This is a genomic window from Altericroceibacterium xinjiangense, from assembly GCF_003958635.1.
In the GTDB taxonomy this organism is placed as follows: Bacteria; Pseudomonadota; Alphaproteobacteria; order Sphingomonadales; family Sphingomonadaceae; genus Altericroceibacterium_A; species Altericroceibacterium_A xinjiangense.
The window spans coordinates 214,436-241,135 of record NZ_RSEK01000001.1 but is presented as its reverse complement, the minus strand read 5'-3'; the positions used below and the strand labels follow the sequence as shown (position 1 = coordinate 241,135).

Below are 26,700 nucleotides of genomic sequence, written 5' to 3'. Positions count from 1 at the left end.
TTAGGGTATGCCGCAGAGACGGACAAGCAGAGGAGACCGACGAATGCCCATCCCGCAACTGACCCCGACCGAGTGCGAGGAAGCGTTGCGTCAGCTTTCCGACTGGACGTTGCGGGACGACGGGCTTGCCATCGAGCGGGAGTTCCGCTTCCGCGATTTCAGCGAAGCCTTCGGTTTCATGACTCGTGTCGCCCTGCTGGCCGAACAGCACGATCACCATCCCGAATGGTCGAACGTCTACAATCGGGTGGAGATCACCCTGACTACCCACGACGCCGGCGGGCTGTCGCAGCGCGACGTGAAGATGGCGCAGGCCATCGACGCACTGGTTTAGCCTTTCGCCGCGACCTGCCGCATCTGCCTGCGCAGCCGACCCGGGAGCCAGCGCGCCGCGAACGTCAGGCGGCGTGCGTCCTTGCCGACCGGCCAGTGCAGTTTGTCGCCATGGACGGCATCCCAGGCGGCTTGCGCGACTTGTTCCGGCGAAAGGACTTCCAGTCCGAGCGCTTTCAGGTGGTCCCGAACGGTTACGGGCCCGATGTGTCCATCCAGCAGCGGGGTATCGACGAACCCCGGCATCAGGCAGCGCACCCGGATCCCGTCCGCGGCCCATTCGGCGTCGAGCGATTCGCTCAGCGACTTGAGCGCCGCCTTGGTCGCGCCGTAGACGTTGAGTCCCGGCACGCCGTAAAGTCCCGAGGCGCTGGAGGTGTTCACCAGGCACGAACCGGGCGCGGTTTCCTTCAGATAGCGATAGGCCGCCCGCGCACCGTGGATCGCGCCGCTAAGGTTGACGGAAAGTTCGTGCTCCACCTGCTCATCGGACAAGTCCATCAGTGTGCCGCTTTCCGCCACGCCGGCGTTGTTGGCGACGACGTCGATCTGCCCGCCCGAAGCCCGGGCGACCACGCGCAGCGCGTCGTCCCATTCGTCGCGCCGGCGGACGTCCATCCAGTAGGCATAGGAATAGCCGCCCGGCAGCATCCGTTCCGTCTCGTACATCCGATCAGGATCGTTGTCGCCCAGGCCGACGAACCAGCCCTGATGCCCAAAGTGCAAGGCGATCGCCCGCCCGATGCCGGATCCGGCCCCGGTGACGAAGATCGTGCGCCGGGGGGTCATGCCGCATCACCCTCGAACGCATGCCTTGGCCGTGCCTTCATTCCCCGGTCACGGCCGACGTGCCGCCAAGCCCGCGCACGTGTTCCGCGCCCATCGCGATCTCGGCGGTGGAGCTTTTCACCGCGTCGCCAATCGGCTCTGCCCTGCCGCCAAGGCAGCTGGCGAGGAAGTTCTCCACGATCGCGTTGAACCCGATGTTGTTTTCCGGCCGGTGGAACCCATGCCCTTCATCAGGAAACACGACATAGGTCACCGGAATGCCGGCCTTTTCCATCGCGGCAACGATCTGGTCGCTTTCCGCCTGATTCACGCGCGGATCGTTGGCCCCTTGCCCGATCAGCAGCGGCTTGATGATCCGGTCCGCCTTATAGAGCGGGGACCGATCCTGCAGCAGGGCCTTGCCTTCCGGAGTTTCCGGATTGCCCATCCGTTCGTGGAACTGCTTCACCATCGGCTCCCAGTAAGGCGGGATCGTAGAAAGCAGGGTCTCGAGGTTCGAAGGGCCGACGATATCCACTCCGCAGGCGAACGTTTCGGGCGTGGAAGTCAGGCCGACCAGCGTGGCGTAGCCGCCGTAGGACCCGCCCATGATCGCGATCTGGTCTTGTTGGGCGATGCCTTTGCCGACCGCCCATTCGACCGCGTCGATCAGGTCGTCGTGCATCTTGCCGGCCCACTCAAGGTTGCCGGCGTTGACGAAGTCCTTGCCGAAGCCGGTCGATCCGCGGAAGTTGACGCTGAGCACGGCGTAGCCGCGGTTCGCCAGCCATTGGTGGTAGGAGTTGAAGCCGTACGAATCGCGCGCCCATGGGCCGCCGTGAACCAGCAGGATCATGGGCACCGGCGCGTTGGGTACGCCGTTCCTGTCGGGATCGCTCCCCAGCGGCAGGGTCAGATAGCTCGGCAGCGTCAGCCCATCGCGTGATGCGATCTCGACCGGGTGCATCGGCTGCAGCGGCGCACCTGCCAGTTCGGGCCGCGTGGTGTAGAACTCGGTCAACGTGCCGGCCGGACGGTCGAAAAGATAGACCTTGCTCGGCCCGGTCAGCGGATCGTTCCAGACGACCCACTTGGTATCGTCGTCGGTGCGCGACTGAACACCGAAATCTCCCTCAAGCCGCCCATCGAGCCAATCCAGCGAAGCCTTCACCGCGGGATCGAGCGCGTTCCACTCGGTCGTGAGGTAATCGACTGCGTAGGCCTCGACCTGTCCTGTAGTCGGGTTCTGCATGACCGAACCGATATCGGCCTTGTCGCTTTGCCCGATGACCTGCTTTTCGCCCGTTTCGGTGTTTTCCGCGATCAGCGCCGCCGTGTTCCGTCCCCGGCTGTCGATCCAGTAGAGCGTCCTGCCATCGGCGGTGTACCCGGCCGGGCTGGTGGCAAGGGCATCCTCAAGACTGGTGACTTCGCGCGGAGCGTCGGCAACTGTCCCGTCGCGCATCTCGAACATGTCCATTCCGCCCGCAGCGTTCTGGCGCAGCGCCCAGCGCAGGGCCAGGTCATCGTCGGCGACGAACGCGACGTAGCTGTCGTTCTGCTGCACAAGCGTCAGGTCGCCCGAGTTCAGGTCAAGCCGGTGAACGTCGTGAAACCGCGGGTCCCGGTTGTTGAGGCCGATCAGGATCGAGTCACGGACCTTGGTCGAAGTTCCGACCACCTGCACCCGGGTCTTGTCGAACGGGGTGAGGGCGCGCTCCTGTCCGGAGGCGACATCGATCCCGTAGAGCAGGTAATTCTCATCCCCGGCCTTGTCCTGCACATAGAGGATGCTCCGGGAATCGGGCGCCCAGAAATGCTGCGGGATGGGCCGTTCGGTCGCCTTGGTCATTACCCGGGCAGCGGAAGGATCGCTGGCCGGAGCCATCCACACGTTCATCACGCCGCTGGACGGGGCCATCCAGCTCAGCCACTGGCCGTCCGGGCTGATCCGCCCCGCTGAGCGTGTGGGATTGCCGAACAGCGCCTGGCGCGGGATGAGCGTGTCCGTGCGCTGGGGCTGGGCGGGGGCGGCTGGGCTGGTGGACATTGGTTCTCCTTGGGCAGCTGCGGGGCTGCAGGCGAGGCTTACCGAAAGAAGCAGGGTCTGAAAACTGCGCGGAAAGGTAAGCTCCGGTGCCAGCGATGAAAATGCGGCACTGCTACAACGCGGCGGTGTTATAGCAGTGCCAGGCCAGCAGTGCGACCGCGCCCCGATCGGGTCGCCACGGTTCCGCACGCTGGCGCAAAGCCTTCTCGGAAGGCCTTTCGGCCAGGCCCAGGATCTGTCCGGTTCCGGCTTGCACCGCCAGATCGCCGGCGGGCCAGATGTCCGGCCTTGCTTCGGCGAACAGCAGGTAGATTTCCGCCGACCAGCGGCCGATCCCCTTGATCCGGGTAAGAAGTTCGATCGCTTCCTCGTCGTCTTCCGGCAAGTTGTGCAGATCCACTTCGCCGCGAACGACAAGATCGCACAAGGAACGGGCGTAGGACTGCTTCTGGCGCGACAAGCCGCAGGCGCGCAGTTCGTCTTCGCCAGCGGCCAGCAGTGCATCGGGTGCCACGCCTTCCCCCAGCAACGTCTCCAGCTTGGCCCACACGCTAGCGGCGGCAGCGACGCTGACTTGCTGGCCGACAATCGCGCGCAACAGCGTGTAGTGGCCTGCGGGGCGGATGCGCGGTTCGGGATAGCCTGCCAGCGCCAGCGCCCGGGCGATTGCCGGCTCTGTCGCCGCTACCCGGTCCAGCCCTTCATGCAGGCGTTCGGCGTCCAGTCTCATGGCCTCTCCTGCCCCCTCTGCTTGCCAAAGCCGTTCATCTCACTTAGCTCGCGCTGCCATAGGAGATCGAACGAGCCATGCCCAAGCTGATTGTCGTGACGCGCGATGGAACCGAAACCGCGGTCGAAGCTGACGCCGGCCTTACGGTCATGGAAGCGATCCGCGACAACGGCTTCGATGAACTGCTGGCGCTGTGCGGCGGCTGCTGTTCCTGTGCGACGTGCCATGTCCATGTCGACCCCGCGTTCCAGGACAAGCTCCCGGCGATGAGCGCGGATGAGGACGACTTGCTCGACAGCAGCGACGATCGGAATGAAACGTCGCGGCTTTCCTGCCAGGTGCCCTTCACCGACGACCTCGACGGACTCAAGGTCCGGATCGCGGCTGAGGATTGAGCCGGCAAGGCTGGCTTGACCCCTGACGAGAGCATTTGCGTTGCGGCGCGCGGGCTTGCGGCCTAATTCCCTGGAATGACCAGTCTGCCCGTCCTGCGCGACACCCTTGACCTGATCGGCAACACCCCGCTCGTCCTGCTGAAAGGCCCGAGCGAGGAGGCGGGTTGCGAGATCTGGGCGAAATGCGAGTTCACCAACCCCGGCGGTTCGGTAAAGGACCGGGCTGCGCTGTGGATCGTGAAGGACGCGGAAAGCCGGGGGGAACTGAAGCCCGGCGGAACGATCGTCGAAGGCACCGCCGGCAACACCGGCATCGGCCTGGCGCTGGTCGCCAACGCCAGGGGCTACCGCACGATCATCGTGATGCCGGAGACGCAAAGCCGCGAAAAGATGGACACGCTGCGCGCGCTTGGTGCCGAGCTCGTGCTCGTCCCTGCCGCGCCGTACGCCAACCCCGGTCATTTCGTGCACACCTCGCGCCGCCTTGCGGAAGAAACCGAAGGGGCGATCTGGGCCAACCAGTTCGATAATACCGCCAACCGCAAGGCGCATATCGAAGGTACCGCGCCCGAGATCTGGCAGCAGATGGATGGGCGGATCGACGGCTTCACCTGCGCCGCCGGCACCGGCGGGACCATCTCGGGGATCGGGCTGGGCCTGAAAGCCTTCGACGAAAGTATCTGCGTTGCGCTGACCGATCCTCACGGCGCCGGGCTGTACAACTACTACGCCTGCGGGGAACTGAAGGCTGAAGGCTCCTCTGTCGCGGAAGGTATCGGGCAGAGCCGCATTACCGCCAATCTGGAAGGTGCGCCCGTCGATGCGCAGTTTCGCGTCTCGGACCAGCAGGGGCTGGAGTGGGTGGCCCGGCTGCTGCGGGAAGAAGGCTTGTGCATCGGCCTTTCATCCGGGATCAACGTGGCCGGGGCCGTGGCGCTCGGCAAGCAGCTGGGTTCCGGGAGCCGGGTCGTGACGATCCTGACGGACAGCGGGCTGCGCTACTTGTCGACCCTGTTCAATCGTGAATGGCTGGAAGCGAAGAACCTGCCGGTTTTCGACTGGCTCAAGTAGGATTCGTGCCTTATCCTGCCGGGATGCAAGGCAATTCCATTGGTCCGGTCCGCACGCCCCGGGATGAGGAAGGCGAGGTGATGAGCCCGCTGTCCGGCACGCGCGCGCAAGCCATTCAGCGCCTGCAGGTCGGGCTTCTGGGGCTTGGCGCAATGATCCTGCTCGTCGGCCTCGCGAACGTCATCATGAACCGCGCACAGCAGAGCGAAGCGGAAGCCGTCGCCGAACCTTTGCCCGCAGACATGGCGGCCAAGGCCGAAGATACCGCGAGCGACCCGCTGGCCGACGCCGGAGTAGTGCCCGAAGTGCCCGCTCAGCCAGCGGCGGCGCCCGTAACGGTGGTGCCCGAGATGGAGCCTGAATTGTACGATGTACCGCCGGCCGCGCCCTAGGCCAGCAATTGCGGCGCCTGCGCCAGGCCAACTGATCGGGCTTGCCCCAGTGTGGCAGGCCCGATCAGGCGTCCCCCTCGATGCGCATCTGCGGCTTCGCTTGCTATGTCCGAAACGAGTCTTCGGGCGCCCGGCTGCACATGAAAGCACATATCGCACCGCTGTCGCGTCGGCGTGGGATCGGAAGCCGAATCGGGTTGCCGTAAAAGAGGTGCTTCCCCTCCCGTTCGCCGCTTTCAGCAAATCGGGGATTTTGCGGGCGGGAAGGGCTTCAGCGCGCGGGATACTGCGGGAAATCGCGTAAATCCGGCCCTGCAGGAAGGTCCCGCGCGTGCGGGTAAGTCGAAGGGTAGGGCGAAAAAAACGGCCTTAAAACAATGGGATGCAACCGTGTCCCCAAACTTCCCGTGATTTCCCCTTCCATCCCGCCGCCGCGCGGGATAGGGATTTCTTCAATCGGCCAATTCGCCTGCGATGCATCCCTGGCGGGATGACGGGCCGCGTTTGCGCGCGGCTTGCAGGAGGTGAATTGCGCCAGGCAATCGGGGCTATTCCGGGGCAGAACACGTGGCGGGCGAACAGCCGATCGGATACAGCGGACAGGCTTTCTCGCTTCAGGGCGAGAAGAGCCGATTCACGCTGCCTCCCGCCTTCCGCAAAGCCGTCACCGAATCGAGCGGTGACCGCATTCTCTGCTTGTCCAAGCATGAGAAGTGGCCCTGCCTGACCGGCTTCGGCCTCTCCCGCCGCAGCGCGCTCGAAGCCCAGATCGATCGGGAGGAGGAACGCGCCCTGCGCCTCGGCCGCGATTTTGATCGCGATCTGCGCGCCCTGCAGCTCTACGGCTTCAGCGAACTTCCCTTCGATGCCAGCGGCCGGTTCGTGATGCCGGAACATCTCGCCGAGCTCGGGCAGATGGACCGCGGCGTCTACTTCCAAGGCGCCGGCGCTTTCTTCACCTTGTGGAACCCGGAAGAACTCTACCGCATGGGCGAAGGCTGGGAAGGCGCGCAGGCTGCCTGCCGTCAGCTGGAAGCCGAAGCGCTGGCCAAGGGGAAGAAGGGATGACCGCGCCGATCGCGTTCCCTCCTGTCCCGCATGTTCCCGTCCTGCTGGACGAAGTGCTCGAAGCGCTCACCCTCCGGCCGGGCGACGTGATCGTCGATGCGACCTTCGGCGCGGGCGGCTACACGCGTGCGCTGCTCGAGGCTGGCGCCACGGTCCACGCGTTCGATCGCGATCCCGATGCGATCGCGCGGGGGCGGACCTGGCCCGAAACCGAACAGGACCCGCCGCGCCTCGTGCTTCATCCCCGCCGGTTTTCGGAAATGAGCGATGCCTTGGCGCAAGCGGGGGTCGCGCGGGTGGACGGCGTGGTGATGGACATCGGGGTATCCTCGATGCAGCTGGACCAGCCGGCCCGTGGCTTCGCCTTTTCCACCGAAGGCCCGCTCGACATGCGGATGAGCCAGGAAGGCGAAAGCGCGGCCGATTTCCTGAATCGGGCCGACGAAGCCGAGATCGCCGACGTGCTCTACCGCTATGGAGAAGAGCGGCAGTCTCGGCGCATCGCCCGAGCACTCGTCGCCGCGCGGCCCTTGTCGACCACCGGCGATCTTGCGCGGGTAGTCCGCAAGGCGCTCGGCTATCGGCCCGGCGCACCCAAGGACCCGGCCACGCGCAGCTTCCAGGCCGTTCGCATCCACGTGAACGCCGAACTGGATGAACTCCAGACCGGCCTGTTGGAGGCCGAGGCGCTGCTGGGCGAAGGCGGCCGGCTCGCCGTGGTCAGCTTTCACAGCCTTGAGGACCGGATCGTGAAGCACTTCCTGCGCGATGCATCGGGGGCGAACGCCGGAGGTTCGCGCCACTTGCCCGAAGCGCCGCGGGAGCATCCGGCCACCTTCACCGGCGTGGGCAAGGCGATCCGCGCCTCCGAGGCCGAGATTGCCCGCAACCCGCGCTCCCGCTCCGCGGTGCTGCGCTCCGCCGTCCGCACCGCAACGCCAGCCAGGAGGGCCGCATGACCCAGCAAAGCCGTCTTCGCCGGATCGGGTGGTTCGCCGTCCTCGCCTTGTGCACCGGGCTCTATCTGCTGCTGCACATCCAGGTGAATGCGGTCCACAGCAAGGTCGTCACCGCCGAGCGCAGGATCGTCGCGCTCGAACAGCAGAAAATGCTTCTGGAAACGGAATTCCAGACGCGCGCCAGCCAGCAGCAGCTTGCCAGCTGGAACCGGGTCGATTTCGGCTACAGCGCGCCGACGGCCGACCAGTTCATCGGAGGGGAGCGGCAGCTCGCCCAGCTCGGTACGCCGCCGGTTGTCGGCGCTCCCGATCCGATCCGCCTTGCCAGCAACGATGCAGCGGACGAAGCTCCGTCGTTCCCCCAGCTCGTCTCCCCGATCACCGGGCGCGCGGTGGATGAGGAACTGATCGAGGGTGAACGGCCGACCCGGGAGGCGGCGCTGTCCTTGCCGTTCGCGGCCAGCGGCCCGATGCGGGTCCAGCTCGGCGCCGTGGCGCGGAGCGGTGCCGAATGAACTCCCTGACCGCCTCCGGAGCGATCGCCACCGGACGCGTCCGGCTGGTCGACATCCGCCAGCGGTCCCTGCTTACCGCCCGGCTGCGGGTCCTGCTGCTCGTCGGTGCGTTCTGCCTGATCGCGCTTGCCGCCTTGCTGCGGATCGCCTGGCTTGGCCTCGTCCAGCCGCCGCCGCACGAACAATCGATGGCCGAAGCCCTGCTGCCGTCGCGCGGAGAGATCACCGATCGCAATGGCGTTCCCCTGGCCCGGGCCTTTCCCGCCTATGCCTTGTGGTACGATCCGCAGGCGCTGAACGACGGAGGATCGGCGCTGGTAAAGCCTGCATCCGAGGTCGCGGCCGAACTCACGCGCATCTTCCCCGATCTTGATCCGGCGGAAACCACGCGCCGCCTCACCAGCGGCAAGGCCGGTTACATCCGCCGCCGCATCCTGCCCGAAGACGCGAATCGAGTGCAGGCGATCGGGGAACTCGCGCTTGAACTTCCGCGCGAGACCGACCGGCAGTATCCGCAAGGGTCGATGGCGGCGCACGTTCTCGGCTATGTCGCGGCCGATGGCCATGGCCGTGTCGGCATGGAACAAGTGCTCGACGAACACCTGACCGATCCGGCCACCCGCGGCACGCCCGCGGCCCTGTCGATCGACACCCGCGTGCAGGGAGCGCTGGAAGACGAATTGCGGCGCGGGATGCTGGCGGTGAATGCGGCCGGCGCGGCCGGCATCGTGCTCGACGTCGATACCGGCGAAGTGCTTGCGCTCGCCTCGCTGCCGGAATTCGACCCCAACCGGATCGACGCGCGCGGGCAAAGCCTGATGTTCAACCGGGTGACCAACCAGGTCTATGAACTCGGCTCCACCTTCAAGCCGCTGACGGTCGCGGCGGCGATCGATTCCGGCGTCGTGACCGATCTCGCGAAGCTCTATCCCGCGGCTCGTCCGCTTCAGGTCGGCGGTTTCCGTATTCGCGACAGCCACATCATCGGCCAGTACATAAACGCGCCGCAGGCCCTGATCCATTCCTCCAACATCGTCACTGCCCAGATCGCCGACGCGCTCGGCCCGGACCGGCTGAAGCGGACGATGGAGGACCTCGGCATGAACGAGCGGCCGTATATCGAGCTGCCCGCGCGCGGTTTTCCGATCTGGCACAAGGGCAAATGGCCGCGCCTGCGCGCGATGACCGTCAGCTACGGCCACGGCATCGCGGTAACGCCGCTTCACCTTGCCAGCGCCTATGCCACGATGGTCAACGGCGGCATCTGGCGCCCGACGACGCTGCGGAAAGTCGCCCCGGGCGAAGCGCCGCGCGGACGGCGGGTGTTCAAGGCCTCCACCAGTGCGCGGATGAACCAGTTGCTGCGGATGATCGCGGTCTACGGCACCGGACGCCATGCCGACGCGCCGGGCTTTCGCATCGGCGGCAAGACGGGCTCCGCCGAAAAGCCGGGCGTCGGCGGCTACCGCCGGACCTCGCTGATCACCACGTTCGCCGCGGCCTTCCCGATGGACAAGCCGCGCTATGTCGTGGTCGCGATGATGGATGAGCCGAAGGGCACCGCGGCCAGTTCCTACCAGCGGACCGCCGCGTGGAACGCCGCGCCGGTCGTGGGCCGCCTGATCCCCCGGATCGGGCCGCTCCTGGGCATTCTGCCCGACACCAGCCGCGATATCGACCTGACCGACCTGAAGCCGCTAGTCGGCGATGAGGAGACCGAGGAATGAAGCTGGCGCGGTTGATCGAAACGGCAGGGATGAATGTTCCCGGAGTGTCCGGGGAGCAGGTCACCGGCTTTGCCATCGATCACCGCAAGGTGGCCCCGGGCACGGTCTTCGGCGCCTTCCCCGGGACACAGGTGAACGGGGAAGATTTCATTCCGGCCGCAATCCGCGCCGGGGCGATCGCTATTGTTGCCCGCCCGGAGGCTGAGGTGAACGGCGCAATCCACATCGCCGACCCGCAGCCGCGCCGCGCATTTGCCGGCCTTGCAGCCCGGTTCTTCCAGCCGGTCCCGGATACCGTCGTTGCGATCACCGGCACCAATGGCAAGACCTCGACCGCGGAGATGACCCGGCAGCTGTGGCGGATGATGGGCGAACGGGCCGCATCGATCGGCACGCTCGGCGTCACCACGCCCGATGGTAGCGTCTCCACCGGACTGACTACGCCCGACATCGTCACGTTTCTGTCCAACATGACCGGCCTCGCCCGCGAAGGGGTGAGCCACGTGGCCTATGAAGCGTCGAGCCATGGCCTCGCGCAGTTCCGCAACGAAGGGCTGCGCGTGGTGGCCGGGGGCTTCACCAACTTGTCCCGCGACCACCTCGACTACCACCCGACGATGGAGGATTACTTCGCCGCGAAAATGCGGTTGTTCGACGAAGTGGTCGACGATGACGGCGCGGCGGTGATCTGGGCAGACGATGCGTGGTCGCAGCGCGCGCGTGAACACGCGGAACGGCGGGGGCTGCGCGTGTTCTCCGTTGGCGAAAACGGAGCGGACCTGCGCCTGCTTTCCCGTATGCCGGGGCAACTCGGGCAGGAACTGGAAATCGAGCATGGCGGGGAAACACGCCGCGTGAACCTGCCGCTGATCGGCGCCTACCAGGCAGCCAACGCGCTGGTCGCCGCCGGACTGGCCCTGGCGACCGGCAGCGAGGCGGGGCGAGTGTTCGACGCAATTGGGCGGCTTCAGCCGGTGCGCGGGCGGCTGGAGCGGGCGGTCATTACCATGAGCGGCGCACCGGTGTACGTCGATTACGCGCATACGCCCGATGCGCTCGGCGCGGCAATTGCTGCCCTGCGTCCTCATGTCGAAGGCCGGCTGATCACGGTGTTCGGCGCGGGCGGTGACCGCGACCGGGGCAAGCGTGGCCCAATGGGCGAAGTCGCGGTGAAGAACTCCGACCTCGTGATCGTCACCGATGACAACCCGCGCGGAGAGGACCCGGCCGCGATCCGGGCAGAGGTGCTGACCGGCGCGCCGGGCGCGCGGGAAATCGGCGGGCGGCGCGATGCGATCGCCGCTGCCGTGGCCGAGGCGGGCCGGGACGACATCGTGCTCATCGCCGGGAAGGGGCACGAACAAGGACAGATCATCGGATCGGGGGAGGACGCGCAGGTCCTTCCCTTCGATGACGTGACGGTGGCGCGGGAATGCGCGGCCGAACTGGCGGGAGCCGCATGACATGAGCGCGTTGCAGGAAATCCTCAGCTGGCCCCCTCGCCGGGATGACGAGCGGAGGCTGGCCTTGTGGGACGCGGAAGCGATCGCCGCGGCAACCGGCGGGACGGCGAGCTGCGACTTCGAGGTGTCCGGGGTGGAGATCGACAGCCGGGACGTTCGGTTCGGAGAATTGTTTTTCGCGCTGAAGGGTGAAAAGTCCGACGGACACGCATACCTCGACAAGGCGTTCGCCAAAGGAGCGGCGGCAGCGGTCGTGGACCGCCCGATCGACCGGCCGCACATCCTGGTCGAAGACACGACCCAGGCGCTGGAACGGCTTGCGCAAGCCGCACGGGACCGCGCGCCGGCCCGGGTGATCGGCGTCACCGGATCGGTCGGCAAGACGGGCGTCAAGGAAGCGGTGTTCACCGCGCTGGAACGGAGCAGCCGGGGCGCGGCCCACCGGTCCGTGCGCAGCTACAACAACCATGTGGGCGTGCCGCTGAGCTTGGCACGAATGCCGGAACGCAGCGAATTCGGCGTGTTCGAGATGGGCATGAACCATGCCGGAGAAATCGCCGCGCTGACCCGCCAGGTTCGTCCCGATGTGGCGGTGATCACCACCATCGCTCCTGCGCACATCGAAAATCTGGGCAGTGAGGAAGCGATTGCCGATGCCAAGGCGGAAATCTTCCGGGGCCTTGCCCCGGGCGGTACGGCGGTGATCCCGGCAGACAGCCCGCATTTCGAACGGCTGCGAACCGCCGCGCAGGAGTGCGGCGCAAGGATCCTCTCCTTCGGCCGCGCGGCACACGCCGATGTCCGCCTGCTCGACGCAATCCCGTCCGCCAACGGCGGCTCGCTGGTCACCGCCGCGCTGGGCGAAGCGAGACTGTGCTACACGGTGGCCGAACCGGGGGAGCACTGGATCGCCAACTCCCTGTGCGTACTCGCCGCAGTGAAGGCCGCCGGCGGCGATCTGGGGGCGGCCGGGCTGGCGCTGGCCGAAATGGGCGGGCTGAAGGGCCGCGGGGAGCGGAACCGGGTGCCGGTGCCGGGCGGCCATGTGCTGCTGATCGATGAAAGCTACAACGCCAATCCCGCGTCGATGCGCGCCACCCTGGCCCAGCTTGGCCAGACGCCGGCTGGGCGCCGGATCGCGGTGCTCGGCGCGATGAAGGAACTGGGCGACTTTGCCCCCCGCTTCCATGCACAGCTTGCCGCCCCTCTATGCGAAGCGGGCGTGGACATGGCGATCCTCGTCGGGCCGGAAATGTCTGCGCTTGCTCGTGAATTAGGCAACGCAGGGGGTGTATCGGGCGCGACGATGAGTTATGTGCACTGCGAAGGACCGGGCGAAGCCATTGCCGCACTGGAGGAATTCGGGCTGCTTGGCGGTGATGCCGTGCTGGTCAAGGGGTCCAATTCGGTGGGGCTGGGGACCCTGGTTGCCCATTTCAGCACCAGGGAACGCTGAATGCTCTACCTCTTTGCGCAGTGGTTTGCGTTTGACGGCCTGTTCAATCTCGTCCGCTACCAGACGTTCCGTGCCGGAGCGACTTTGCTGACGGCGCTGGCGATCGGCCTGATTATCGGACCCAAGTTCATTTCCATGCTGCGCGTCCGCCAGGGCAAGGGGCAGCCGATCCGTTCGGACGGACCTCTGACGCACCTGGCCAAGGTCGGCACGCCGACAATGGGCGGGCTGATGATCCTGACCTCGCTGGTCATCGCGATGCTCCTGTGGATGGATTTGTCCAGCCCGTTCGCCTGGGCCTGCCTCGCGGTGACCGCAGGCTTCGGCGCGATCGGGTTCCTCGACGATTTCGACAAGGTGACCAAGCGCAGCCACAAGGGCGTTTCCGGCAAGGTTCGCCTGCTGCTGGAATTTGCCGTTGCGGGCGTCGCCGCCTGGCTGATCGTCGGCAACATCAATACCAACATCTATATCCCGTTTACCACCGGCCTCGTCATTCCGCTCGGGCCGCTCTACTACGTGTTTGCTGCTTTCGTGATCGTGGGGGCGGGCAACGCGGTCAACCTGACGGATGGGCTGGACGGGCTGGCGAGCATGCCGGTCATCATCGCAACGGGCACTTTCGCGCTGATCGCGTACCTCGTGGGCCGGGTGGATTATTCCTCCTACCTCAACATCCCGCACGTGCCGGGCGCGGGCGAACTGACCATCCTGTGCGGTGCGATCATGGGGGCGGTGCTGGCGTTCCTCTGGTTCAACGCGCCGCCTGCCGCCGTGTTCATGGGCGACACCGGCAGCCTTGCACTCGGCGGCGCGCTTGGCGCGATCGCGGTGGCCACGCACCACGAAATCGTGCTTGCGATCGTCGGCGGCCTGTTCGTGCTGGAGGCCGCTTCGGTGATCATCCAGGTGTTCTGGTTCAAGCGCACCGGAAAGCGGATATTCCGCATGGCTCCGATCCATCACCATTTCGAACAGATGGGCTGGTCCGAAAGCACGGTCGTGATCCGCTTCTGGATCGTCTCCATCGTCCTTGCCCTGATTGGCCTTTCGACGCTGAAGCTGCGGTGATCGTTTCCCCCGCCTTCTCGGGCAAACGCTATGCGGTGCTCGGCCTTGCCCGGTCGGGCATCGCCACGGCCGAGGCCCTGCTGGCGAGCGGCGCCCGCGTAACGGTGTGGGACCGGCGGGAAGGCCCGCGTGAGCAGTTCGAGGGGCGGGCCGAGATTGCCGATCCCCTGCGGATCGACTTGTCCGGGTTCGCGGGCGTGGTCGTGTCCCCCGGCGTGCCGATCAACACCCATCCGATTGCGGAGCGGGCACGGCAAGCAGGTGTTCCGCTGATCGGCGACATCGAATTGTTCGCGCAGGCACGCGGCGATCTGCCGCCGCACAAGGTCGTGGGGATCACCGGGACGAACGGCAAATCGACCACGACCGCGCTGGTGACGCACTTGCTGGCCGAAGCCGGACGTCCCGCGCGAATGGGCGGCAACATCGGCCTGCCCATTTTGGCGCAGGAGCCGCTTTCCTGCAACGAAAAGGGCGCAGGCGTTTATGTCCTCGAGCTGTCGAGTTACCAGATCGACCTGACGTTTTCGCTCGCGTGCGAGGCGGCGGCGCTGACCAACATTACTCCCGATCATCTGGACCGGTATGATGGGTTCGCCGGCTATGCTGCCGCCAAGGCGCGGCTGTTCGCGATGCAGGGTGAAGACCAGTTCGCCGTCTTCGGCTGCCAGGACGAGCAAACCCGGCAGGTGCGCGCGCGGGAAGCGGCGCGCCGTTCGCAGGACCGTGCGCTTTGCGCCGACATGGCGGCATGGGCGGCGCTCCAGGCGGACTGGCCATCGCTGAAAGGCCCGCACAACTTGCAGAACGCCGCGATTGCCGCGGCGATGGTGATGGAGCTGGGCCTCTCGGCGGAACAGGTATTTGCCGGCCTCGCCAGCTTCCGAGGTCTGGCGCACCGGATGGAGCGGCTCGGCGAATTCGGCGGCGTGCTGTTCATCAACGACAGCAAGGCGACCAATCCCGCATCCACCGCGCCAGCCCTTGCTGCCTTCCCGCCCGATCCGGACAAGCGGGTCCACTGGATCTGCGGCGGTCTGCCCAAGGGAGACGACCTCGACGAATGCGCGCCGTTCTTCGGGAATCTTGCCGCGGCGTACACGCTTGGCGAGGCGGGGCCGCGCTTCGCTGACATCCTTGAGCCTGTCACGCACGTGGAACGGTGCGAGATGCTGTGCGAGGCTGTCCGCCGGTCGATCGCCGCGGCGAGGCCCGGCGATGTCGTGCTGTTCTCCCCCGCCTGCGCCAGCTTCGACCAGTTCCGCGACTATGAAGCGCGCGGAGACATGTTCCGCTCCGTCGTCCACGGCCTGACCGGCGGGGATCAGGCGGTGTGCGATCCGGCAGGGATATCGGCAGCATGACCATGGCTCGACCTTATGTGCCTCGTCCGGGGGAACGCACGGCGGCGCGGCCGCAATTCCCGCAGTCTCGCAAGCAGCAGGTCAAGGTGTGGTGGCGCGAGATCGACCGGGTCCTGCTCGCGCTCGTGTTCGGGCTGATGGTGCTGGGCACGATCGCAGTCGCGTCCGCATCCCCCGCCAGCGCCCGGCGCTTGTCCACTTCCGCGGAGCGGCTGGACGAGTTGTACTTCTATTGGTTGCACTTGCGCTGGCAGGCGCTCGGTCTGGTGGCGCTGATCGCCACATCGATGCTGCCGCGCGACCTGGCCCGGCGGGGATCGATCCTGCTGGCCGGGGCAATGCTGTTCTTCCTCCTGCTGGTTCCGTTCATCGGCAGCGAGGTCAACGGCGCCCGGCGATGGATCGATCTGGGTATCCGTTTCCAGCCAAGTGAATTCCTCAAGCCGGCCTTCGCGGTAAGCATCGCCTGGATCCTGTCCTGGAAAGCGCGCGATCCGGACATGCCGGTGATCCCGATCAGCGGAGCGCTGCTCGGTGTGGTGATCGTGCTGCTGATGGCGCAGCCAAACCTGGGCGACACGATCCTGTTCGTCGGCTGCTGGTCGGTGCTGGTGCTGCTTGCCGGCCTCCCGCTGCAGCGAGTGGGCATCATGGGAGCGGCCGGCGTCGGCCTGATGACGCTGGCGTACTTGTTCTACGACAACGCGCGGAACCGGATCGACAGCTTCCTGGGCGGCGGCACGGCGTATGACCAGGTGGACCTCGCCAGCCGCACGCTGATGAGCGGTGGGTGGACCGGCGCCGGGCTGTGGCTGGGCCGACGCAAGATGAGCCTGCCCGAAGCGCACACCGATTACATCTTCTCGGTCATCGGGGAAGAATTCGGGCTGCTCGTCTGCGCAGTGGTGGTCGTGCTCTATCTCGCGATCATCCTGCGCGTGCTGATGCGGCTGGTGGATGAGGAAAACCTGTTCACGATCCTGGCCGGTTCCGGACTGATCGCGCTGTTCGGCGGGCAGGCATTCATCAACATCCTCGTCAACCTGCAGCTGTTCCCGTCCAAGGGCACGACGCTGCCGCTGGTGAGCTATGGCGGATCGTCCACGATCGCGCTGTGTTTCACCATTGGGCTGCTGGTCGCGATCACGCGGCGCAATCCATTCCTGCCGCGCGACAGGTTCATGTTCACCGGCGCGCTTGAAAAAGGAGCTTTCCGGTGACCGGCGCTTCCCGCCATTACGTACTCGCTGCCGGCGGCACCGGCGGCCACCTGACGCCGGCCTTTGCGCTGGCGCATGAGCTTCACGCCCGGGGGCACAAGGTCGCGCTGATCACCGACAGTCGCGGCGCGGCCATTCCGGGCAAGCCCGATTTTCTTGAAGCCCACGTCCTTCCGGCCGGGCGATTCGGCAAGAACCCGCTGCACTGGCCCAAGGGCATCGCCGCGGTACTGTCCGGCCGATCCATGGGGCTGGGGCTGTTCAAGCGCTTCAAACCAAGCGCACTGGTCGGCTTCGGCGGCTATCCCGCGCTTCCCGCTTTGCTCGCCGCCCATTCCGCCGGGGTGCCGAGCGTGATCCATGAACAGAACGCGGTACTCGGCCGGGTGAATCGGCTGCTGGCCGGCCGCGTGAACGCGATCGCCACGGCTTATCCGAAGGTGAAGCGGCTGAAATCATCGGATGCCGCCAAGGCCCGTCTCGTCGGCAATCCGGTTCGTCCGCAAGTGCTGGCTCTTCGCGGAGAGCCGTTTCCCGATTTTACCGAGACGGGCCCCCTGCGCGTGCTCGTCACCGGCGGCAGCCAGGGCGCGCGCGTTTTGTCGCAAGTCGTTCCGGAAGGACTGGCGCAGCTCGATCCCGCGCTGCGGTCGCGCCTGCACGTGACACAGCAATGCCGGCCGGAAGACCTCGACGAGGTGCGCGAGCTGTACGCGAGCCACGCCATTCCGGCCGAGCTTGCCTCGTACTTCGAGAACATGGAGCGGCAGCTGGCGGCGGCGCACGTGTTCATCGGCCGTGCGGGCGCATCGACGATTGCCGAACTGACGGCGGTGGGCCGCCCGGCAATCCTCATCCCACTGCCAATCGCGACCGATGATCATCAGGCAGCCAACACGCGCGAAATGGTCGAGGCGGGCGGCGCAAAGGCAATCCGTCAGCATGATTTTACTCCGGAAACGCTCGCGCGGCATATCGAAGACCTGGCCCGCACGCCTGAGGCGCTGGCGGACGCGGCCCATGCCGCCTGGAGTTGCGGCCGGCCCGATGCTGCGCAGAAGCTGGCGGATCTTGTCGAAAGCTTTGGCGGGGCGCCCATCCAGGACGTGATCCGCGTGGGCAAGCAAGCGAAAACCACGGGAAAGGAGGCGCTCGCGTGAAGGGCGTAGGGACGGACATCGGCACGATCCACTTCATCGGGATCGGGGGGATCGGCATGTCCGGGATCGCCGAGATCATGGTCAACCTCGGCTATTCGGTCCAGGGTTCCGACTTGTCCGAAAATGCGATGGTGGAGCGGCTGCGGGGCCGGGGAATCACGGTCGCCATCGGCCACGACGCGGCCAATCTGGGCGATGCGGCGGTGGTGGTCATCTCGACCGCGGTAAAGCCGGACAATCCCGAAGTGGTCGCCGCCCGGGAGCGACGCATCCCGGTGGTCCGCCGGGCGGAGATGCTGGCTGAACTGATGCGGCTGAAGCGCACCGTCGCGGTAGCGGGCACGCACGGCAAGACCACCACCACCAGCATGGTCGCGGCTCTGCTCGATGCCGGGGGGATCGATCCCACGGTGATCAACGGCGGGATTATCGAAAGCTACGGCTCCAACGCGCGGCTGGGCGACAGCGAGTGGATGGTGGTCGAAGCGGATGAAAGCGACGGCAGCTTCCTGCGGCTCGACGGGACGATCGCGGTCGTCACCAACATCGATCCTGAGCATCTCGACCATTACGGTTCATTCGAAGCGGTCCGCCAGGCGTTCGCCCAGTTCATCGAGAACGTACCGTTCTACGGAGCGGCGGTGCTGTGCGTCGACCATCCCGAAGTGCAGACCGTGATTGCCAAAGTGCAGGGCCGGCGGATCGTCAGCTATGGCTTTTCCGCGCAGGCTGACGTTCGGGGGGATAACCTGCGCTTCAGCAGCGGCGGAAATCTGTTCGATGCCGTGATCCGGGACCGGGACGGCGCCTTGCGCACGATCACCGACATCGCCCTGCCGATGCCCGGGCGGCACAACGTTCAGAACGCCCTTGCCGCGATTGCCGTGGCGCTGGAATTCGGCTGCGGGGATGAGACGATCCGCGGCGGCTTCGCCCAGTTCGGCGGCGTGCGGCGGCGGTTCAGCCGGATGGGCCAGGTGCGCGGTGCAACCGTGATTGACGACTACGCCCACCACCCGGTCGAGATCCGCGCCGTGCTCTCCGCCGCGCGCGAGGCCGCGGAAGGCCGGGTCATCGCCGTGGTCCAGCCGCATCGCTACACGCGGCTGCGGGACCTGATGGATGACTTCCAGGGGGCCTTTAACGATGCCGACAAGGTGTTCGTCACTCCCGTCTATCCAGCCGGGGAACAGCCGATCGCGGATGTCGATGCCGATGCGCTGGTCGAAGGGCTGAAGCTGCGCGGCCACCATTCGGCGCAGGCCGTCACGGGCCCGGACGATCTGGCGGACGCACTTTCCAGCCTCGCCGGCGAAGGCGACCTGATCGTTTGCCTCGGGGCGGGCGACATCACCAAGTGGGCCGCAGGGCTCGCCGATGCGATCGAGACCCGGCAGGAGAAGACCGCATGACCGCAAACAAGGTCCCGCAGAACGTGCGCGGCAAGCTTACGCCCGATGCGCCGCTGGCCAAGCTGGTCTGGTTCAAGAGCGGCGGCACGGCGGAGTGGCTGTTCGAGCCGGAGGATCTCGATGATCTGACCGCATTCTTGTCCGATCTGGACGACCGGGTTCCAGTGATGGCGCTGGGCCTTGGGTCCAACCTGATCGTGCGCGACGGCGGCGTGCCCGGGGTCGTAGTGCGGCTGGGAAAGCCTTTCGCGCAAGTTGAGCCGAAGGCGGATTGCGTCGTCGAGTGCGGCGGCGGCGCGGCCGGGATCCTCGTCGCTTCCACCGCGCGCGACAACGGAATTGCCGGACTGGAATTCCTGCGCGGAATTCCCGGAACCGTCGGCGGCTTCGTGCGGATGAACGGCGGCGCCTATGGGCGCGAGGTAGCCGACATCCTGATCGATTGCGACGTCGTGCTGCCGGGCGGAAACTGCGTGAGGCTGCCGGTGTCCGATCTCGGCTACACCTATCGCCATTCCGCGCTGCCGGATGGGGCGGTGGTGGTCGCTGCTCGGTTCCGGGGTACTCCCGGCGACCCGGAGGAGATCGGCGCCGAGATGGACCGGATCGCCGAGGCGCGGGAGGAAAGTCAGCCGCTGCGCACCAAGACTGGCGGATCGACGTTCAAGAATCCTCCCGGCGACAAGGCCTGGCGCGTGATCGATGCCGCTGGATGCCGGGGCCTGACCAAGGGCGGCGCTCAGGTCAGCGAAAAGCACACCAACTTCCTGATCAACACCGGGGACGCCAGCAGCGCCGATATCGAGGAACTGGGCGAGGAAGTCCGCCGCCGCGTGGCGGCAAGCCAAAACGTTGATCTGGAATGGGAAATTCAGCGAGTTGGCCTGTTCGCCGAATCGCCGGAAAAGAATATGGGCGACGCGTGAGCAAACTTCCGAACCTACATGTCGCCGTCCTGATGGGCGGCTGGGCGAATGAGCGGCCGGTCTCGTTGATGAGCGGCGAAGGCGTGGCCAAGGCGCTGGAGGCGCGCGGTCATCGGGTGACGCGGATCGATATGGAACGCGACATCGCGCTGCGCCTGCATGAAGCCGCGCCCGACGTGGTGTTCAACGCGCTGCACGGGGTTCCTGGTGAGGACGGGACCGTCCAGGGCATGATGGACCTGATGGGCGTGCCCTACACGCACTCCGGCCTCGCCACTTCGGTGATCGCGATCGACAAGGAACTGACCAAGCACGCGCTGGTGCCGCACGGCATTCCGATGCCCGGCGGGCGGATCGTCAAGAGCGCAGACTTGTTCGAAGCCGACCCGCTGGATCGGCCGTACGTGCTGAAACCGGTCAACGAGGGGTCCTCGGTCGGGGTGGCCATCGTGACGGAGGAAAGCAATTACGGCAATCCAATCCGTCGGGATGCCGAAGGCCCGTGGCAGCAGTTTTCCTCCCTGCTGGCGGAACCGTACATCCGCGGGCGCGAACTGACGACGGCAGTGCTGGGCGGCAAGGACGGCCCCCGCGCGCTGACAGTGACCGAACTCGTGCCCAAGTCCGGCTTCTACGATTTCAATGCGAAGTACACCGACGGGATGACGGAGCATGTCTGCCCGGCGAAAGTCCCGGACGCCATTGCGCGCCTGTGCCTAGACTACGCGCTGAAGGCGCATGAACTGCTCGGGTGCAGGGGGACGAGCCGTTCGGACTTCCGCTGGGATGACGAGCAGGGCGAAGACGGCTTGTTCCTGCTGGAAACCAACACCCAACCTGGGATGACTCCTCTCAGCCTCGTGCCAGAACAAGCGAAGCACTGCGGCATCGAGTACGGAGAACTCGTCGAAACAATCATCGAGGACGCGCTGATTCACTTCGGCAAGCTTGAAGGATCGGCCTGATGGCGCAGACGATCCCGCGCAAGGCCAAGGGCGTCCGTCGCCAGGCCCGCGCACAGAGCACAAAGCGGCAGGTCCGGAAGGCCCGGGCGAAGTCGGATTCGCTGCTCGATGCGGTCATCAAGGTGCTGCCCTTCACCCAGGCGCAGCTCCAGCAGTTCTTCCTGGTGGTGATCTTCGCCAGCGCGGTTGCCATCGCGTGGGTCATCGCTTCCGTGTCCGGCTTCACCGGGGTCGTCCAGCAGCAGCTGGCGACGTATGCCGCCAGCGCCGGGTTCGAGGTGCGCCGCGTCGAAGTCAACGGGGTGGAGCGGATGAACAAGCTCGCCGTCTATAGCCGCGTGCTGGGGGAGCGTGACCGCGCAATGCCGCTGGTCGATGTTCACGCGCTTCGCCGGCAACTGCTGACGCTTCCGTGGGTAGAGGATGCGCGGGTGTCCCGCCAGCTGCCGGACGCGATCGTGATCGACATCGTGGAACGTCAGCCCCACGCGGTGCTGCGCACGGACGAAGGCCTCGTCCTGATCGATCCCGCCGGCCATGAGCTGGAGCCGATTGCACCTGCCAAGGCGAAGGGAATGCTGCAGCTGTCCGGTTCCGGCGCGCAAACGCAAGTCGGCGGCTTGTCGCACTTGCTGGACGCCGCCCCGGCGCTGCGGCCGCAAGTGGTCGCGGCCGAATGGGTGGGCAACCGCCGCTGGAACGTGACCTTCAAGACCGGCCAGGTGCTGGCCCTGCCGGAAGGCGAAAACGAGGCGGCCGGCGCGCTGGTCTCGTTCGCGCGGCTCGATGGGCTCAATCGCCTGCTGGGCGGCAAGGTCGCCACGTTCGACATGCGCACGCCAGAACGGATCTACATGCGGGTGCCCGGCCGGCTGGCCGCTGCCGAAGCGGAAACAAGGGGCTCCTGATGGCCGTGCAGCCAAGAATCGCGCGGGTTTTCGGCGCGATCAACATCGGATCGTTCCGCATTTCGGCAATGATCGCCGGTGAAACCGAGAGCGGCGAGATGATCGTGCTCGGCTCCGGCCACCGCGCGGCGCAGGGGATCAAGCGCGGCTACGTGACCGACATGGCGGCCGCGACCCACGCAGTGCGCGACGCTATCGAACGAGCGGAAAAGCTCGCAGGAACGAGCGTGTCGAGCGTGTGGGTCGGCTGTTCGGGCGCAGGGCTTGCCAGCCGGATCAACCAGGTCGAAATCGAGATCGGCGGCCGCCGGATCGAGGAGGACGACGTCGAGCACTTGCTGCTCGCCGCCCGCGACGCGATCGAACCGGACGGCCGGATGGTGCTGCACGCGCAGCCCGCCTGCTACTTCCTCGATGGAGCGGACGGGGTGGCAAACCCCCGTGGGCTCCACGCGGAACGGCTCGGGGTCGATATCCACGTGATGCTGGCGGACGGCGCTCCGATGCGCAACGTGACCGAAGCGGTGCAGAACGCGCACCTCGAAGTGGAAGCGGTCGTCGCCTCGCCGCTGGCGGCGGGGTACGCGTGCCTCACGCCTGAAGAACGCGATCTGGGGGTCGCCTTGGTCGAGTTCGGCGGGGAAGTCACCAATGTGTCGGTCTATGCCTCCGGCATGCTGGTCGGGCTGGCGACCATTCCGACAGGGTCGGCCGACATCACCGACGCGATCGCGTCCGCCTTCGGCATTCGCCGGTTCCAAGCCGAACGGCTGAAATGCGTTTCGGGCTCCGCCATCGCCAGCCCTGCGGATCACCGCGAGATGATCCCGGTCAACGCGCCAGGTGAGGAACACAAGGGCGAGATCGCGCGGGGCGCCGATGAAACCAACAGCATTCCGCGCGCAGAGCTGATTTCGGTCATCACCGGACAGCTGGACCGGCTGATCAGCGATGTCGGGCGCGCGCTGCAGACGATGGGCTTCACCGGCCGCGCCGGGCAGCAAGTCGTGCTGACCGGCGGGGGCGCGGAACTGACGGGTCTGGCCGACTATGCCCAGAGCGCGCTCGGCAAGCCGGTCCGGGTCGGGCATCCGCCGCAGTTGCGCGGGCTCCCGGAAGCTCACGCGGTCCCCGGTTTCGCCACGCTCGCCGGGCTCGTGCTCTACGCGGCGGAGGACCCGGTCGATATCCGCACGCTCGGCACCGACCAGGTGATTCACAGCTATGGTGGTTTTGCCATCGTGCAGCGCGTGCTTGCTGCGATGAAACAATACTTCTGAGCGGCAAAGGGCGCTGAAACGGCGTAAAAAACAGGTATAGGATCAATCCTTCGATTCTTCCGATTCGCTACAAGATGGAAGCGACCGGATTTTCCCTTCGGACACCCCCTGGAGAGCTGGAATGAGCATCAATATCGGCCCGCCTTCCGTTGAAGAGCTGCGCCCCCGGATTACCGTCATCGGCGCGGGCGGCGCGGGCGGCAACGCCATCGCGAACATGATTCGGGCTCAGATCGAAGGCGTCGATTTCATTGTCGCCAACACGGATGCGCAGGCGCTCAACAGTTCGATCTCCGAACACCGCATCCAGCTTGGCCCCGACATCACGCAAGGCCTCGGCGCGGGGTCGCGGCCCGAAGTCGGACGCGCGGCGGCGGAAGAAACGGTCGAGGAAATCGAGCGCGCGCTCGAAGGGGTGAACATGTGCTTCATCGCCGCCGGAATGGGCGGCGGCACGGGCACCGGCGCCGCCCCGGTGATCGCGGAAGTCGCGCGCCGGATGGGCGTGCTGACCGTGGGTGTCGTGACCAAGCCGTTCCTGTTCGAAGGCACGCGCCGGATGCGCTCGGCCGAAGCCGGGATCGAGGAACTGCAGAAGCACGTCGATACGCTGATCGTCATCCCCAACCAGAACCTGTTCCTGGTGGCCAAGCCGGAAACCACCTTCAAGGAAGCCTTCCAGCTCGCCGACGAAGTGCTGCAGCAGGGTGTCCGCTCGATCACCGACCTGATGGTGATGCCGGGCCTCATCAACCTCGATTTCGCCGACGTCCGATCGGTGATGGGGGAAATGGGCAAGGCGATGATGGGCACCGGTGAAGGCGAAGGGCCGAACCGCGCGCTCGAGGCGGCGGAACGCGCGATTGCCAACCCGCTGCTCGACGGCGTGTCGATGCAGGGCGCCAAGGGCGTGATCATCTCGATCATCGGCGGCGAAGACATGAAGCTGATGGAAGTGGACGAAGCCGCGAACCACATCCGCGAACTGGTCGATCCGGAAGCGAACATCATCTGGGGTTCGGCGTTCAATCCGGACCTGGAAGGCAAGATCCGCGTCTCGGTCGTCGCCACAGGGATCGAACAAAGCACGGAACAAGCCGTGCAGGCCAGTCAGCCGCTGAACCTTTCGGCCGCCCGCGGACCCAAGAAGCCGTCCGCCCCGCTGTCCGACGAGGAAATGGCCACGCGCCAGACGATCCGTGAACCGGCTTCGGCCGCGCCGGCTCGCCCCTCGCAGCCGGTGGAGATCGCTCCCACGGAAGAACCGCTGACGCTTGATGCACCGGAAGCCGAAGATGCGGTCCCGCTCGAACTGACGCTCGAAGCCGAAGGCACGCAAGGCGCGGACGATGGCGAGCTGCTGCTGAACGACAATCTCGTCAGCCAGGCGGATCAGCCGGCCGGGTTTGCCGCCGGACGGCAGCGCAGCCTCGACGCGGCCTCGGTTCCGCAGACACCGGCAGCGCCCGCCAAAGCCGCTCCGGCGCGGACAGCCTCGGGCAGCACGCTGTTCGAGCGCATGGCCAGCTTGTCCCGGAACGGGGAAGCCGAAAAGGACAACGGCGAAGAAAGCGGCCTGCGTATCCCGCGTTTCCTCGGCCGGCAGAACAACCAGTAGGAGCCTGCATTCGCCCGAGGTTCAGGGTGATTGCCCAGTATGTACGTATGATCACGACTCGTAACCGCTTCGGGGGCGGGCAAGTCCGCCCCCGGTTCGTGCGCCGTTTACGCGTGTGGACCGCGCCGCTGCTGGCGGCGGCTTTGCCGCTTTGCGCCCAGCCGCTTCACGCCCAGACGATTTCCCGCGCCGTGGTGCAGCCGCTTCCTCCGAAGGCAGCGGAGGATCTCAGCGAAGCGATGAAGGCGCTGGCGCGCAACGGTCGTGATCTCGAAGCGTTGATTGCGGCGGGCGAAGCTTCGGTCGCGCTTGGCGACACCGACGCAGCCATCGGTTTTTTCAATCGGGCCGGGATCGTCAGTCCGGCTGACGGACGAGTAAAGGCAGGGCTCGCCCGGCTGACGCTGAAACAGGGCGATGCACTGGCTGCGCTGCAGCAGTTCGACGAAGCCGAAGCAGCTGGCGCGGCGATGACGCCGTACGCGTCGGACCGCGGATTGGCTTACGACCTGGTCGGCAACAACGGCCGTGCGCAGCAGCTCTATCGTCAGGCCCTGGCGCAAAAGCCGGATGATGCGGTGACCATGCGGCTGGCGATCAGCCAGGCGATTGCGGGAGATCAGGCCGCAGCCGATGCCACCTTGTTGCCGCTGCTCCAGCAACAGGACCTTGCCGCGTTCCGCACCCGCGCCTTCGCGTTGGCGGCGGTCGGCAAGACGGAGGAAGCGGTGTCCATCGCGGAGACTTTGCTCCCGGCCCAGCTTTCCAGCCGGATGGCGCCGTACTTGCGCTACATGCCGCGCCTCACCCGGGCGCAGAAAGCCGCCGCAGCCAATCTCGGCGCTTTCCCGCCGGCCGAGGAGATCGGCCGCGAGGACCCGCGCCTGCTGGCCTATGCCGGACAACCCGCCCCCGCTCCGCAAACGGGCGCGCTCGGCACCCGTCTGATCCCGGCCGGGGAGCCGCTCGGCCAGGCTCGCCTCGCGCAGCCGAACGCCCGGAAGGCGCGCCGAACCCGTGAACCGGCCGCACGGCCCGTGCGCAATCAGGGGACGATCCAGGCACCCGTCAGGGCCGCGCCCGCGCAAGTGGCGCAAGCTGCACCCACCGGCGAATTGCCGCCGGTGTCCGGGCAGACTGCCCCGGCCGCCAGCTCCTATGGTCCTGAGCTGGCTCAGCCCCAGTCCGCTCAGCCCCAGTCCGCTCAGCCGGAATTTGCCCGCGCGCCCTCGGCTCCAGTTCCTCCGCTCGCCCCAACGGTTGCACCAGCCGCTCAGGTTGTGACTGCCGTCGCGCAGGAGCCGCCGGCGCCTGCCAATCTGGCGCAAGCCTTTGCCGATTTTGCGCTTCCCGTCAGCACCAACGCGGTGCCCGCCGCGGGCGCCGTGGACATTACGGCGATCAAGCCGCCGCGTGAACGCCCCGTGGCGAAGCAGCAGCCGAAACCGAAGCCCAAGCCGAAACCGCCCGCCAATCCCAGCCGGCATTGGGTTCAGGTCGCGACCGGAACCGATGTGGATGCGCTGGGATTCGACTGGAGACGGATCAGCCGCAAGGCCGGTTCGGCGCTGGGGAAAGGCCCGTTCCTAGCCGAATGGGGTGCGCGGCGCAGGCTGTTGTCCGGCCCCTATGAAAGCGCGGACGCAGCGCAGAAGGCCGTGACGGAGCTGAAGGCGAAGGGCATCGACAGCTTCCCCTTCACCAGCGACGAGGGCGAGGCGGTCAACCCGCTGGGCTAACCGAGCGCTTACTGCTCGAGGAAGGCTTTTGCACAGCTTGTGAACAGGGTTGTGGCGTTATGCCCAGCCTCCTCGCCCCCTTGCGTTGCGGCGCAAAGGACCCGGCCGCA

24 protein-coding genes are annotated in these 26,700 nt (G+C 66.5%); 21 read left to right on the top strand and 3 right to left on the bottom strand.

Annotated elements, in window-relative coordinates:
• Positions 1-43: 43 nt before the first annotated feature.
• Positions 44-334, top strand: coding sequence for a 4a-hydroxytetrahydrobiopterin dehydratase (locus tag ELY13_RS01200; RefSeq protein WP_126172046.1), 291 nt, complete (start codon positions 44-46; stop codon positions 332-334).
• On the opposite strand, the gene ELY13_RS01195 is transcribed toward ELY13_RS01200, so the two are convergent.
• The 3 genes from ELY13_RS01195 to ELY13_RS01185 form a co-directional block, all read right to left on the bottom strand.
• Positions 331-1,122, bottom strand: a complete 792-nt coding sequence (locus ELY13_RS01195; protein ID WP_126172045.1) for an SDR family oxidoreductase — start codon at positions 1,120-1,122, stop codon at positions 331-333. The genes ELY13_RS01200 and ELY13_RS01195 overlap by 4 nt on opposite strands.
• Before the next feature lie 37 nt (positions 1,123-1,159).
• A complete protein-coding gene (locus ELY13_RS01190; RefSeq protein ID WP_126172044.1) occupies positions 1,160-3,151 on the bottom strand; it encodes a S9 family peptidase in 1,992 nt (663 codons plus the stop codon).
• Positions 3,152-3,263: 112 nt separating this feature from the next.
• Positions 3,264-3,881, bottom strand: a complete 618-nt coding sequence (locus ELY13_RS01185) for a DNA-3-methyladenine glycosylase family protein (protein ID WP_126172043.1) — start codon at positions 3,879-3,881, stop codon at positions 3,264-3,266.
• Between the two features lie 77 nt (positions 3,882-3,958).
• Between ELY13_RS01185 and ELY13_RS01180 the strand changes: the two genes are divergently transcribed.
• The 20 genes from ELY13_RS01180 to ELY13_RS01085 all read left to right on the top strand — a co-directional run bounded on the left by ELY13_RS01180 (position 3,959) and on the right by ELY13_RS01085 (position 26,590).
• Complete coding sequence (locus tag ELY13_RS01180; RefSeq protein WP_126172042.1) at positions 3,959-4,276, top strand: 2Fe-2S iron-sulfur cluster-binding protein; 318 nt, start codon at positions 3,959-3,961, stop codon at positions 4,274-4,276.
• Positions 4,277-4,351: 75 nt separating this feature from the next.
• Positions 4,352-5,347: a cysteine synthase A gene (locus ELY13_RS01175; protein ID WP_420897409.1), complete on the top strand. Its 996-nt coding sequence runs from the start codon at positions 4,352-4,354 to the stop codon at positions 5,345-5,347.
• 23 nt (positions 5,348-5,370) lie between these two features.
• Complete coding sequence (locus ELY13_RS01170) at positions 5,371-5,739, top strand: hypothetical protein (protein ID WP_126172041.1); 369 nt, start codon at positions 5,371-5,373, stop codon at positions 5,737-5,739.
• A gap of 567 nt (positions 5,740-6,306) precedes the next feature.
• Positions 6,307-6,807, top strand: a complete 501-nt coding sequence (locus ELY13_RS01165; RefSeq protein WP_126172040.1) for a division/cell wall cluster transcriptional repressor MraZ — start codon at positions 6,307-6,309, stop codon at positions 6,805-6,807.
• Positions 6,804-7,766, top strand: a complete 963-nt coding sequence (gene rsmH, locus ELY13_RS01160; RefSeq protein WP_126172039.1) for a 16S rRNA (cytosine(1402)-N(4))-methyltransferase RsmH — start codon at positions 6,804-6,806, stop codon at positions 7,764-7,766. Before ELY13_RS01165 ends, rsmH begins: the two co-directional genes overlap by 4 nt.
• Positions 7,763-8,281: a hypothetical protein gene (locus ELY13_RS01155; protein ID WP_126172038.1), complete on the top strand. Its 519-nt coding sequence runs from the start codon at positions 7,763-7,765 to the stop codon at positions 8,279-8,281. Before rsmH ends, ELY13_RS01155 begins: the two co-directional genes overlap by 4 nt.
• Positions 8,278-10,008 (top strand): peptidoglycan D,D-transpeptidase FtsI family protein, encoded by a 1,731-nt coding sequence (locus ELY13_RS01150; RefSeq protein ID WP_126172037.1) that lies wholly within the window; start codon positions 8,278-8,280, stop codon positions 10,006-10,008. Before ELY13_RS01155 ends, ELY13_RS01150 begins: the two co-directional genes overlap by 4 nt.
• Positions 10,005-11,471 (top strand): UDP-N-acetylmuramoyl-L-alanyl-D-glutamate--2,6-diaminopimelate ligase, encoded by a 1,467-nt coding sequence (locus ELY13_RS01145; RefSeq protein ID WP_126172036.1) that lies wholly within the window; start codon positions 10,005-10,007, stop codon positions 11,469-11,471. The genes ELY13_RS01150 and ELY13_RS01145 overlap by 4 nt, the downstream gene beginning before the upstream one ends.
• Position 11,472: 1 nt before the next feature.
• Positions 11,473-12,927: a UDP-N-acetylmuramoyl-tripeptide--D-alanyl-D-alanine ligase gene (locus ELY13_RS01140; protein WP_126172035.1), complete on the top strand. Its 1,455-nt coding sequence runs from the start codon at positions 11,473-11,475 to the stop codon at positions 12,925-12,927.
• Positions 12,928-13,998, top strand: coding sequence for a phospho-N-acetylmuramoyl-pentapeptide-transferase (mraY, locus tag ELY13_RS01135; protein ID WP_126172034.1), 1,071 nt, complete (start codon positions 12,928-12,930; stop codon positions 13,996-13,998).
• Positions 13,995-15,362, top strand: coding sequence for a UDP-N-acetylmuramoyl-L-alanine--D-glutamate ligase (gene murD / locus ELY13_RS01130; RefSeq protein WP_126172033.1), 1,368 nt, complete (start codon positions 13,995-13,997; stop codon positions 15,360-15,362). The genes mraY and murD overlap by 4 nt, the downstream gene beginning before the upstream one ends.
• On the top strand, positions 15,359-16,582 hold the full coding sequence (locus tag ELY13_RS01125; RefSeq protein ID WP_241233479.1) for an FtsW/RodA/SpoVE family cell cycle protein: 1,224 nt from the start codon (positions 15,359-15,361) through the stop codon (positions 16,580-16,582). Before murD ends, ELY13_RS01125 begins: the two co-directional genes overlap by 4 nt.
• On the top strand, positions 16,579-17,742 hold the full coding sequence (gene murG, locus ELY13_RS01120; protein ID WP_126172032.1) for an undecaprenyldiphospho-muramoylpentapeptide beta-N-acetylglucosaminyltransferase: 1,164 nt from the start codon (positions 16,579-16,581) through the stop codon (positions 17,740-17,742). The genes ELY13_RS01125 and murG overlap by 4 nt, the downstream gene beginning before the upstream one ends.
• Complete coding sequence (murC, locus tag ELY13_RS01115) at positions 17,739-19,154, top strand: UDP-N-acetylmuramate--L-alanine ligase (protein ID WP_126172031.1); 1,416 nt, start codon at positions 17,739-17,741, stop codon at positions 19,152-19,154. The genes murG and murC overlap by 4 nt, the downstream gene beginning before the upstream one ends.
• Positions 19,151-20,080, top strand: a complete 930-nt coding sequence (murB, locus tag ELY13_RS01110; RefSeq protein WP_126172030.1) for a UDP-N-acetylmuramate dehydrogenase — start codon at positions 19,151-19,153, stop codon at positions 20,078-20,080. The genes murC and murB overlap by 4 nt, the downstream gene beginning before the upstream one ends.
• Positions 20,017-21,045, top strand: a complete 1,029-nt coding sequence (locus ELY13_RS01105; RefSeq protein WP_126172029.1) for a D-alanine--D-alanine ligase — start codon at positions 20,017-20,019, stop codon at positions 21,043-21,045. The genes murB and ELY13_RS01105 overlap by 64 nt, the downstream gene beginning before the upstream one ends.
• Positions 21,045-21,953, top strand: coding sequence for a cell division protein FtsQ/DivIB (locus ELY13_RS01100; protein WP_126172028.1), 909 nt, complete (start codon positions 21,045-21,047; stop codon positions 21,951-21,953). Before ELY13_RS01105 ends, ELY13_RS01100 begins: the two co-directional genes overlap by 1 nt.
• Positions 21,953-23,233: a cell division protein FtsA gene (gene ftsA, locus ELY13_RS01095; protein ID WP_126172027.1), complete on the top strand. Its 1,281-nt coding sequence runs from the start codon at positions 21,953-21,955 to the stop codon at positions 23,231-23,233. Before ELY13_RS01100 ends, ftsA begins: the two co-directional genes overlap by 1 nt.
• A gap of 121 nt (positions 23,234-23,354) precedes the next feature.
• A complete protein-coding gene (gene ftsZ, locus ELY13_RS01090; protein WP_126172026.1) occupies positions 23,355-24,851 on the top strand; it encodes a cell division protein FtsZ in 1,497 nt (498 codons plus the stop codon).
• 47 nt (positions 24,852-24,898) lie between these two features.
• On the top strand, positions 24,899-26,590 hold the full coding sequence (locus ELY13_RS01085; protein WP_126172025.1) for an SPOR domain-containing protein: 1,692 nt from the start codon (positions 24,899-24,901) through the stop codon (positions 26,588-26,590).
• Positions 26,591-26,700: the final 110 nt, after the last annotated feature.

What these genes read in the sequence shown, in the direction of transcription:
- ELY13_RS01170 (WP_126172041.1), top strand. Translation starts at nt 5,371, where the DNA reads ATGCAAGGCAATTCCATTGGTCCGGTCCGCACGCCCCGGGATGAGGAA.
- ELY13_RS01200 (WP_126172046.1), top strand. Translation starts at nt 44, where the DNA reads ATGCCCATCCCGCAACTGACCCCGACCGAGTGCGAGGAAGCGTTGCGT.
- ELY13_RS01195 (WP_126172045.1), bottom strand. Translation starts at nt 1,122, where the DNA reads ATGACCCCCCGGCGCACGATCTTCGTCACCGGGGCCGGATCCGGCATC.
- ftsZ (WP_126172026.1), top strand. Translation starts at nt 23,355, where the DNA reads ATGAGCATCAATATCGGCCCGCCTTCCGTTGAAGAGCTGCGCCCCCGG.
- ELY13_RS01125 (WP_241233479.1), top strand. Translation starts at nt 15,359, where the DNA reads ATGACCATGGCTCGACCTTATGTGCCTCGTCCGGGGGAACGCACGGCG.
- murB (WP_126172030.1), top strand. Translation starts at nt 19,151, where the DNA reads ATGACCGCAAACAAGGTCCCGCAGAACGTGCGCGGCAAGCTTACGCCC.
- ELY13_RS01145 (WP_126172036.1), top strand. Translation starts at nt 10,005, where the DNA reads ATGAAGCTGGCGCGGTTGATCGAAACGGCAGGGATGAATGTTCCCGGA.
- ELY13_RS01105 (WP_126172029.1), top strand. Translation starts at nt 20,017, where the DNA reads ATGGGAAATTCAGCGAGTTGGCCTGTTCGCCGAATCGCCGGAAAAGAA.
- ELY13_RS01155 (WP_126172038.1), top strand. Translation starts at nt 7,763, where the DNA reads ATGACCCAGCAAAGCCGTCTTCGCCGGATCGGGTGGTTCGCCGTCCTC.
- ELY13_RS01150 (WP_126172037.1), top strand. Translation starts at nt 8,278, where the DNA reads ATGAACTCCCTGACCGCCTCCGGAGCGATCGCCACCGGACGCGTCCGG.
- ELY13_RS01180 (WP_126172042.1), top strand. Translation starts at nt 3,959, where the DNA reads ATGCCCAAGCTGATTGTCGTGACGCGCGATGGAACCGAAACCGCGGTC.
- ELY13_RS01175 (WP_420897409.1), top strand. Translation starts at nt 4,352, where the DNA reads ATGACCAGTCTGCCCGTCCTGCGCGACACCCTTGACCTGATCGGCAAC.
- rsmH (WP_126172039.1), top strand. Translation starts at nt 6,804, where the DNA reads ATGACCGCGCCGATCGCGTTCCCTCCTGTCCCGCATGTTCCCGTCCTG.
- ELY13_RS01190 (WP_126172044.1), bottom strand. Translation starts at nt 3,151, where the DNA reads ATGTCCACCAGCCCAGCCGCCCCCGCCCAGCCCCAGCGCACGGACACG.
- ELY13_RS01185 (WP_126172043.1), bottom strand. Translation starts at nt 3,881, where the DNA reads ATGAGACTGGACGCCGAACGCCTGCATGAAGGGCTGGACCGGGTAGCG.
- mraY (WP_126172034.1), top strand. Translation starts at nt 12,928, where the DNA reads ATGCTCTACCTCTTTGCGCAGTGGTTTGCGTTTGACGGCCTGTTCAAT.
- ELY13_RS01085 (WP_126172025.1), top strand. Translation starts at nt 24,899, where the DNA reads ATGATCACGACTCGTAACCGCTTCGGGGGCGGGCAAGTCCGCCCCCGG.
- ftsA (WP_126172027.1), top strand. Translation starts at nt 21,953, where the DNA reads ATGGCCGTGCAGCCAAGAATCGCGCGGGTTTTCGGCGCGATCAACATC.
- ELY13_RS01100 (WP_126172028.1), top strand. Translation starts at nt 21,045, where the DNA reads ATGGCGCAGACGATCCCGCGCAAGGCCAAGGGCGTCCGTCGCCAGGCC.
- ELY13_RS01140 (WP_126172035.1), top strand. Translation starts at nt 11,473, where the DNA reads ATGAGCGCGTTGCAGGAAATCCTCAGCTGGCCCCCTCGCCGGGATGAC.